Source organism: Rickettsiales endosymbiont of Peranema trichophorum (genome assembly GCF_004210275.1).
In the GTDB taxonomy this organism is placed as follows: Bacteria; Pseudomonadota; Alphaproteobacteria; order Rickettsiales; family Midichloriaceae; genus RICK02.
The window spans coordinates 1-1,300 of the sequence record NZ_SCFA01000024.1; the positions used below are offsets into that span (position 1 = coordinate 1).

The following is a 1,300-nucleotide window of genomic DNA, read 5'->3' on the forward strand; positions in this document are numbered from 1 at the left end:
CAAAATAATCTTCCTTGTTTTTGACTGGAAACTTTGTTTTCTATTGGCATATCTGATATGTAAAATCCATAAGCTTTCTGCCTATCTAATACACTTTTCTTATGGATTTTCAATCCATTTTATCTCCTCAACCCCTCATCCCTTCTCCTCTCCATCACTTCTGACGCACGGACCACATCACCTCAAAGACTCAAATCAATGTCACTTTACAACGAGACTTGAACAACGGTTAACAAACTCTTCAATAGATAATGGCTTACACATTATCTGACTAAAGACTGTCAGCATTTCAGTGTTCTCTATACGACCTATATCTGAAGTTAACAGAATGAACGGTATAGTAGTACTATACCTATGCTTCAAGGTCATAACCATATCTAGGCCATTCATACGTGGCATATTGTAATCTGTTAGTACACAGCCGATTTTGTCATGATGCCGCTCAAACACATCAAGGGCTTCGACGCCATCGCATGCTTCCAACACTTCAAAATTCAGTTGATTCATGATGGAGGAGTGATAAGAGCGGCAGATGAATTCGTCGTCTACTATTAATACCACCATTGGTTTTACTTTATTTTACGGTTGCAGCGATACTACACCCCTTTATATTTTTGTGTCAAGCAAGATCATGTACGTGATTTAACAATTTGTTGGTACATAAAGATATAGAAAAACCCAGTAGATAGCTGTAAAATTCGATTCTATTTCTTCATTCATAATTGCCTTCTTTTGTACTCATACTCAGTTAAAACCAATACCAAATTGACCACTATCTTTGCGCTTCTTATTTGTCTTCTAACAGAACTTTTTCACTCAGCAAACACAGTTGCTTTCCACAAAACGCAAGGCATATTGCAAGTACTTCCTTCACACCGTTTTGCTTAAACAGCTCCAGGTATTGCTTGTCTTTCACTTGCTTTAGTCCTTCTTTCGCTTTTGCCTTCAGCTTCTTCGGGTCATCTGTTGCCTTAAACTCCAGCAAGATACCAGCTCTCCCACTCTGCTTTGGCAACATCACCACGTCAAACCTTCCAAGTCCTGACTCTTGATTAGAGCGTATGTAGTACTCTCCTCTCAATCCCACTACTAGACCCAATATAAATACATGAAATACTTGCTCAGGTGTGTTCTTATTAAAGTCAAAGTAGCTACCGCTTTGCATTATGTAGCTTGTGATATACATCTCAAACCTCTCCATGTCACCATCCATCAAGCTTCTCACAAAGCTGTCGTATGACCCAACTCTTGTTGCTTTGCTGAACCATTCAGACACTATCCTATCATATACAAACCCTAT

General features: G+C 38.9%; 2 protein-coding genes. Both read right to left on the reverse strand.

Translation table 11 applies throughout. The features are described from left to right. Window positions 1-201 precede the first annotated feature (201 nt). Complete coding sequence (locus tag EDM53_RS01050) at window positions 202-564, reverse strand: response regulator (protein WP_130121567.1); 363 nt, start codon at window positions 562-564, stop codon at window positions 202-204. Window positions 565-787: 223 nt separating this feature from the next. Beyond that, the coding region (locus EDM53_RS01055; protein WP_207215397.1) for a PD-(D/E)XK nuclease domain-containing protein at window positions 788-1,300 on the reverse strand (513 nt) is incomplete at its 5' end.

Coding starts and splice junctions, on each gene's coding strand:
- EDM53_RS01050 (WP_130121567.1), bottom strand. CDS start 564: ATGGTGGTATTAATAGTAGACGACGAATTCATCTGCCGCTCTTATCAC.